General features: G+C 65.7%; 7 protein-coding genes (1 of these 7 cut by a window edge). 3 read left to right on the top strand and 4 right to left on the bottom strand.

The annotated features are described in order from the left end of the window. The 3 genes from P73_RS04720 to P73_RS04710 form a co-directional block, all read right to left on the bottom strand. Positions 1–729: the 5' portion of a quaternary amine ABC transporter ATP-binding protein gene (locus tag P73_RS04720; protein ID WP_043868687.1), read on the bottom strand. The gene continues 339 nt to the left of window position 1, outside the view; the window shows 729 of its 1,068 coding nt (coding positions 1–729); it begins with the start codon at positions 727–729; its stop codon lies off the left edge, out of view. Next, on the bottom strand, positions 722–1,612 hold the full coding sequence (locus P73_RS04715; protein WP_139267133.1) for an ABC transporter permease: 891 nt from the start codon (positions 1,610–1,612) through the stop codon (positions 722–724). Before P73_RS04715 ends, P73_RS04720 begins: the two co-directional genes overlap by 8 nt. 77 nt (positions 1,613–1,689) lie before the next feature. Beyond that, positions 1,690–2,703: a glycine betaine ABC transporter substrate-binding protein gene (locus tag P73_RS04710; protein ID WP_043868686.1), complete on the bottom strand. Its 1,014-nt coding sequence runs from the start codon at positions 2,701–2,703 to the stop codon at positions 1,690–1,692. 346 nt (positions 2,704–3,049) lie between these two features. Between P73_RS04710 and P73_RS04705 the strand changes: the two genes are divergently transcribed. From P73_RS04705 to P73_RS04695, 3 genes are all read left to right on the top strand, one after another. After that, positions 3,050–4,837 (top strand): ABC transporter transmembrane domain-containing protein, encoded by a 1,788-nt coding sequence (locus tag P73_RS04705; RefSeq protein WP_043868685.1) that lies wholly within the window; start codon positions 3,050–3,052, stop codon positions 4,835–4,837. A gap of 81 nt (positions 4,838–4,918) precedes the next feature. Continuing rightward, entirely contained in the window at positions 4,919–5,350 is a 432-nt protein-coding gene (gene lysM / locus P73_RS04700; protein ID WP_043868684.1) for a peptidoglycan-binding protein LysM, read from the top strand. A gap of 205 nt (positions 5,351–5,555) precedes the next feature. Then, a complete protein-coding gene (locus P73_RS04695; protein ID WP_043868683.1) occupies positions 5,556–5,939 on the top strand; it encodes a hypothetical protein in 384 nt (127 codons plus the stop codon). Here the strand turns inward: P73_RS04695 and P73_RS04690 are convergent. Continuing rightward, complete coding sequence (locus tag P73_RS04690; protein ID WP_043868682.1) at positions 5,903–7,021, bottom strand: beta-ketoacyl-ACP synthase III; 1,119 nt, start codon at positions 7,019–7,021, stop codon at positions 5,903–5,905. The two genes, P73_RS04695 and P73_RS04690, sit on opposite strands and share 37 nt — an antisense overlap. Positions 7,022–7,087: the final 66 nt, after the last annotated feature.

The raw sequence follows: 7,087 nt of genomic DNA, 5'->3' as shown, positions 1-7,087 counted from the left end.
GATCCGGTCGGCGATGCGCAGTGCCTCGTCGAGATCGTGGGTGATGAAGATGATCGTCTTGTGCAGCTCCTCCTGGAGTTCGAGCAGGATCGACTGCATGTCCGTCCGGATGAGCGGATCGAGCGCGGAGAAGGCTTCGTCCATCAGCAGGATCTCCGCATCCGTCGCGAGCGCGCGGGCGAGACCGACGCGCTGCTGCTGGCCGCCGGAAAGCTGGTTGGGATATTGCCCCTCGAATCCCGAAAGCCCGACGCGGTCGAGCCACTTGCGCGCCCGCGTCTCCGCCTCGGCCTTTTCAACGCCCTGGATCTCGAGCCCGTATTTCGCATTCTCGAGCACGGTGCGGTGCGGCAGGAGGCCGAATTTCTGGAACACCATCGACATTTTGAAACGCCGCAGGTCGCGCAGCGCCTTGTCGTCCATCGCCAGCACATCCTCGCCGTCGACCCAGATCTCTCCCGCGGTGGGCTCGATCAGCCGGTTGAGGTGGCGGATCAGCGTCGACTTGCCGGAGCCCGACAGACCCATGATGACCTGGAGCTTGCGGGCGTGGATATCGAGATTGATATCCCTGAGCCCGAGCGCATGGGTGCTGTGCTCCATCAGCTCGGCCTTGGTCATGCCGGCCTTCACCTCTTCGAGCGCACGCATCGGATCGCTGCCGAAGATCTTGTAGAGGTTGCGGATGGAGACCTTCACCTCCTCCCCGGACTGGGTCGCATCAGTCATGGCGGGCCTCCCGGTAGCTTTGCAAACGCTTGCCGTAGGTCTGGCTCACGCGGTCGAAGATGATGGCGAGGGCGACGATCGCGAGGCCGTTCATCAGGCCGAGGGCGAGATACTGGTTGCCGATGGCGCGCAGCACCTGGGTCCCGAGCCCCCTCACCCCGATCATCGAGGCGATGACCACCATGGACAGCGCCATCATGATCGTCTGGTTCACGCCCGCGAAGATATTCGGGAGCGCCAGCGGGATCTGCACGCCAAAGAGTTTCTCCCGCGAGGAGGCACCGAAACTGTCGGCGGCCTCCATCACGTCGCGGTCGACGAGGCGGATGCCGAGATTGGTCAGGCGCACGATGGGCGGAATGGCGTAGATGCACACGGCGATGAGACCCGGCACCTTGCCGATGCCCAGGAGCATGACGACGGGGATGAGATAGACGAAGGAGGGGATCGTCTGCATCACGTCGAGCACCGGGGTGATGATCGACTGCGCACGATTGGACCGCGACATGAAGATCCCGATGGGAATGCCGATGGCGATACAGAGGATCGTTGCCACGGTGATCATCGCCAGCGTGGACATGGTGTCTTCCCACATCCCGAAGACGCCGATCAGCAGCAGCGAGACGATTGCGCCCGCGGTGATCTTCCAGCTGCGCGACCCGAACCAGGCGAGCGCGGCGATCACGAGGATGACGAGCGGCCAGGGCGCGTCGATCAGAACGTCCTCGAACCAGACGAGGAATTTCAGAAGGGGATTGAAGAAGGCCTCGAGCGCCGCGCCGTAATTGCGCGAGAAGGCGCGAAACCCTTCGTCGATCCCCTGCCGGAAAGCGGAGAGGTCGCTCCGCCCCAGTTCAGGGAATTCGGTGAAAAACTCCAGCATTGGATGGTCCTTTCACATGCACGAAGGGCCTGCAACAGGTCATTGCAGGCCCCTGTCAGTTCAGGTCAGCGGCGCGGTCAGAGCGCGTCCTTGACCTTTTCCGCGACTTCAGGGCTCACCCAGCCGGTCCAGACGTCTTCGTAATTCGCCAGGAATTCGAAGGCGGCATCCTCACCGGTTGCCTGGTTCTCGGTCATGTAGACGAGCATCTCGTTCATCACCTCGCCCGGAAAGACCCGCGCGGTGAGGTAGTCGAGCACGCCTTCCGGCGCGATCTCCTCGACGTCGGCGGTCACCACCGTCTTCACCTCGGACTGGGTCCAGCTCGAGGGCTGCGGATCGGCGCATTCGGAAGGCGACTTCACGATGCAGCCGTCCCAGTTTTCCTCGCCGGCCCATTCCGCCTCGAACTCGAGCGGCACGAGCTTGTATTTGCCGATGACGGCGGTCGGGTTCCAGTAATAGCCAAACCAGAACTCGTCGCGCTCGGCCGCCTTGGCGATGGCGCCCTCGAGGCCTGCCGCGGAGCCCGGATCGACCAGCACCCAGCCCTTGTCTTCCATATCGTAGGCGCGGAACATGTTCTCGTTCGCGGGCTGACAGCCCCAGCCGGACGGGCATCCCATGAAGGCGCCCTTGCTCTGGTCCTCGGCATAGGGGAAATACTCGGGATGCTCGAGCACCTTCTCGACCGTGTCGAGCTCAGGATGCGCCTCAGCAAAGGCAGGGGAGACCCACCATCCCTCGCCGAGACCCGTGATCGGCCCGTCGAGCAGCGTCACGAGGCGGCCTTCCTCCTCGGCTTTCGCCAGCGGCTCGCGCACCGCATTGGCCCAGAGTTCCGGCGCGATCTGCGGCTCGCCCTTCTCGTCCATCGACGCAAACAGCGTGTTCGTGCCGCCGTTCACGAGTTCGACGTCGCAGTCGAACCCTTCCTCGAGGATGATCGCATCGACATTGGCCATCAGCTCGCCCGATGCCCAGTTGAATTCCGCGACCTTCAGGTCGCCACACGCGTCCTGAGCCGATGCGCCGCCGGCGAGTGCTGCGATGGCGATGGTGCTGGCCGCAGCGAGTTTCAGTGAGTTCATGAGGGGGACCCCCGCTTACTTCGTGTGAGTACTCCGGTCCGCAGCTCCCTACCCCGAAACCGGTCACCACCCCGAATTGGGCGATTTCTCCACGCTGGCCCGCAACGCCCGCAACAGCAGGATCGGGCGCCCCTCCGCATCCATGGCATCTCTGTTTCCGTGGGGTGCCGCGAGGGCGTGAGGGACGGGCTCCGGCAGAGCATGTTCACAATGCAACATATCACGGTTCGTGATGCAACCAGATAGATCACGCAGGCGGGCCGAAACGCCGCGCCCCGCGGCGGTTGCATGAAACGGGTGCGGCGTCTATCAGTCTTGCGACCCAGGGCACGAGGACACGAGGGACATGGCCGCAGACCGCACGCTTCAAGACGCCGCCGAGCGCGAGAAATCGAAACGCATCGGGGCCCTCGGGAAGCTCTGGCCGTTCGTCCGCCCCTATCGACAGCTGATGGTCGCGGCCTTTGCCGCGCTCGTGCTCACCGCCTGCATCTCCCTCGTCCTGCCGATCGCCGTGCGGCGCGTCGTCGACGGCTTCCAGGGAGCGGGCGTGGTGCTGCTCGATCAGTATTTCGGCGCCGCCCTCCTGATCGCCGGGCTGCTCGCCCTCGGCACCGGGCTGCGCTACTACCTCGTCACCCGGCTGGGCGAACGCGTGGTCGCCGATATCCGCAAGGCGGTTTTCGGACGGATGATCCGCATGTCGCCCGCCTTTTACGAACGCATCATGACCGGCGAGGTCCTGTCGCGCATCACCACCGACACCACGCTGATCCTGTCGGTGATCGGCTCCTCGATCTCGGTGGCGCTGCGCAACGCGCTCATCATGCTCGGCGGTCTCGTCCTCATGCTCGTCACCTCGGCGAAGCTGACCGGCCTCGTCCTGCTGATCGTCCCCGTCGTGATCGTGCCGATCATCGTGCTCGGCCGCCGCCTGCGCAGCCTTTCGCGCGAGAACCAGGAATGGATCGCCTCCTCCTCCGGCACCGCCTCGGAGGCGCTCCTGTCCGCGCAGACCGTCCAGGCCTTCACTGCCGAGGCGCCGCAGTCCGCGCGCTTCGACACCGTGACGGAAAAGAGCTTCACCTCCGCCCATACCCGGATCCGGACCCGCGCCGCGATGACGGTGATCGTGATCGCGCTGATCTTCTCCGGCGTGGTCGGCGTGCTCTGGATCGGCGCGCGCGACGTGCGCACCGGCGCGATGACCATCGGCGAGCTCGTCCAGTTCGTGATCTACGCGATCATGGTCGCGGGCGCGTCGGGCGCGCTGTCCGAGATCTGGGGCGAGCTGCAACGCGCCGCCGGCGCCACCGAACGGCTCGTCGAACTGCTCTCTTCCGAGGACCCGGTGAAGGACCCCGCCGACCCGGTGCCGCTGCCCCTGCCGGCCAAGGGCGAGATCCGCTTCCGCGACGTGCGCTTCTTCTATCCCTCCCGCCCGGCCCATGCCGCGCTCGACGGCGTGTCCTTCGATGTCGCGCCGGGAGAGACCGTTGCGCTCGTCGGCCCCTCCGGCGCGGGCAAGTCGACGATCATCCAGCTCCTGCAACGCTTCTACGACCCGCAGGAAGGCGTGGTCGAGATCGACGGCATTCCCGTCTCCGCCATGGCGCGCGCCGATTTCCGCCGCCAGATGGCGCTCGTGCCGCAGGACCCGGTGATCTTCGCCGCCTCCGCCGCCGACAACATCCGCTTCGGCCGCCCCGACGCCACCGACGAGGAGGTGATCGCCGCCGCGAAGGCCGCCGCGGCCGACGAATTCCTGGCGAAACTCCCCGACGGCTACGCCTCCTATGTGGGCGAGCGCGGGATCATGCTCTCGGGCGGTCAGAAACAGCGCATCGCCATCGCCCGTGCGATCCTGCGCGATGCACCGATCCTGCTCCTGGACGAGGCGACCTCCGCGCTGGATTCCGAAAGCGAACGCGCGGTCCAGCACGCGGTCGAGGACATGGCGCGCAGCCGCACCACTCTGATCGTCGCCCACCGCCTCGCCACGGTGAAGAAGGCCGACCGCATCCTCGTCTTCGAGGACGGCAAGATCGTCGCGACCGGCACGCATGAAAGCCTCGTCGCGGAGGGCGGGCTCTACGCACGCCTTGCCAGGTTGCAATTCACCAACGGGGAGTGAGCGCAGCGTTTTCGCCGTATCTTTCGCGCCGCAAACCTCGGATACTCTCTCCCGGACCCTCCAGACGAAAGGAACCGGGAGATGGGCATTTTCAGTTTTCTCAAGGGCGCGGGAAAGAAGGTCGCCAAGGGCGAGGCGGCAAAGCCGAGCGAGGATGACCTGCTTGCCGAAATCAGGGCGCTCGGCCTGAAGGCCGACGGGCTGAAACTCGACGTGGACGGCGACACGGTGAAGCTGTCGGGCGATGCGGCCTCCCAGGAGGAAAAGGAAAAGATCATCCTCGCCGTCGGCAACGTCGAGGGAATCGCCGCGGTCGAGGACAGCGTTCCGGGCACGGAACCACGTTTCCACGAGGTCAGGAAGGGCGACACGCTCTGGGCGATCGCGGAGAAGACGCTGGGCAATGGCGCGCGCTACACCGAGATCTTCGAGGCGAACAAGCCGATGCTGAGCCATCCGGACAAGATCTACCCCGGCCAGGTCCTGCGCATTCCGCAAGATACCACCGCCTGAGCGGCCAGACCGCCGGAAAAGGGGCCCTCGCCTGCGAAGGCCCCTTGTCATTGCCGACGCGCAGGCCGTCTCCCGTCCCGCGCCCGCAACACGACCGTCGCGCCTCCCGATCCGGGACATTTCAACGTATTTTTTGTTTGGCCCGCCACCGGAAACCGTTACGATTCCACGCGACGGGCGTCGGCCTCGCCCGCCAGGAACGAGGGTGCAGAAACGGGTCGCAGTGGTGGTCACGAGTTCCGATCTCGAACGCGTCGAGGAAACCCTTGCACAGCGTCTTCTGGTGGACGGCGAGGCGCCGGGTGTGGTTCTGCGCGGCCTTCTGCGCGAGCGCGCCGATCTCGATCCGCTCACACTCGGTTTCCTGATGACCACCGTGGCCTCCGACCTGCACGGCTGGCCGGGCCCCGAATACCGGCGCCTGGCCGGAGAGGCGTTCGAGGCGGCGGCGCTCCTGATGTGCGAGAGCTGGGCGCTCGGCTTCGATCTCAGCGGCGCGCCGGGCGCCGCGCGGGCGGCACTTCTCGAGCTTTGGGCGGAAACGGAGCCCGCTCAGCAGGCTTCCACCACCACCGACCCGACCGAATAGCCCGCGCCGAAGGAACAGATCAGCGCCTTGTCTCCCGGCGCAAGCCCGTCGGAATGCTGCGCGAAGGCGATGATCGAGCCTGCCGAGGAGGTGTTGGCGTAGTCCTGGAGGATATTCGGCTGCTCCCCTGCCTCCGGCGTCCGTCCAAGCACCTTCTTCCCGATATAGTCGTTCATCGACTTGTTGGCCTGATGCAGCCAGAGCCGTTTGAGATCCTCGGGCGCTATCCCCTCCTCCTCCATATGCCGCGCGATATGGGCGGACACCAGCGGCAGCACCTCCTTGAACACCTTGCGCCCGTTCTGCATGAACTGCATGTCGCGCCGGTCCTCCATCTGATCGTGCGCGCGGCGCAGGAAGCCGTTGTTGTTGCGGATGTTGTTGGAGAACTGCGTGGCGCAGCGGGTCGAGAGCACCCGGAAGGCGGGCCGTGCCGCGACCTCCCCCGCCTCGAGCAGTACGGCTGTGCAGACGTCACCGAAGATGAAATGGCAATCCCGGTCCCGCCATTCGAGATGGCCCGAGGTGATCTCAGGACAGACGACGAGCGCACGGGTGACCGAGCCGGTGCGGATCATGTCCGTCGCGGCCTGGATGCCGAAGGTCGCCGAAGAACAGGCCACGTTCATGTCGAAGGCAAAGCCCCCCGCGCCGATCAGGTTCTGGATCTCCACCGCCATCGCCGGATAGGCGCGTTCCATGTTGGAGGCCGCGCAGATCACCAGATCGACCTCCCCGGCCGCCACGCCCGCCATCGCGAGCGCCTGTGACACCGCGTCCTGCGCCATCTCCGCCATCATCGACGGCGCCTCGTCCGGGCGCGGCGGATAGGTCGGACACATCCGCGCCGGATCGAGGATGCCGGCCTTGTCCATCACGTAGCGGCTTTCGATCCCCGAGGCGGAGACGATGAAATCGGCGGAGGAATGCCCTTTGGCCCGGATCGTTCCCGCCGCGATCTCCTCCGCGTGTTCCGCGTTGAACAGATCGACATGGGCATTGAATGCGGCCACGAGCTCCTCGTTCGAGATCGCATGCGGCGGCGTGAAGACACCCGTCCCGCTGATCACCACTTCGCGCATCGCCCCGCTCCTCCTTCGGTCGTCCAAGGGTAGGCAAACCCTAGTCCGGCAGGGCCTCCGCGTCCA

This window comes from Celeribacter indicus (assembly GCF_000819565.1).
In the GTDB taxonomy this organism is placed as follows: domain Bacteria; phylum Pseudomonadota; class Alphaproteobacteria; order Rhodobacterales; family Rhodobacteraceae; genus Celeribacter; species Celeribacter indicus.
Note: the sequence above shows the minus strand (reverse complement) of the source record. Positions and strands in the feature narration are given on the sequence as shown.